Genomic DNA, 442 nt, shown 5'->3' with positions numbered 1-442 from the left:
GCATCAACAATCAACAACAAATTCAAAACGCACAGAAAAAAGCTGGTGCTTACCGTGGTAGATACTACAAGCCCGTTTGCAGAGGTGGATCTAGTGCTCAATCCCAAGGGTCTGTCCAACGTACAAGCCAAAGCGGTGCTGCAATTAACGGTTCTGTGAATGCTCAAGATAGCACCACAACCAGCAATCAGCGTCAAATTTTAGCTGCTGGCTGCCGCTAATTAGTGCATAAATTTCGATGGCATACCTATTAAGTAAAAGAATCACCCAAACGATTCCACAACTCAAATAACGCCTTCTCCTTCATCAACAATACACAGTTAATCAGGTTTAAAAACAATGTTGAAGAATTTTGCTTTTGGTTTACTAGCTGCTGCTTTAGCTGTCGCTCCTGGTGCTGCCTTTGCTGGTCAATCTCAAAGCAACGTGCAAGTTACCACAC

Annotated in this window: 1 protein-coding gene; it reads left to right on the top strand. The window is 43.2% G+C overall.

Translation table 11 applies throughout. The features are described 5' to 3' along the window. The coding region (locus AABK37_RS41905; RefSeq protein WP_432557261.1) for a hypothetical protein at nt 1–221 on the top strand (221 nt) is incomplete at its 5' end. Nucleotides 222–442 lie beyond the last annotated feature (221 nt).

It is taken from the genome of Tolypothrix sp. VBCCA 56010 (assembly GCF_050875635.1).
Classification (GTDB): domain Bacteria; phylum Cyanobacteriota; class Cyanobacteriia; order Cyanobacteriales; family Nostocaceae; genus Hassallia.
This window is presented reverse-complemented; position numbering and strand designations above follow the sequence as displayed.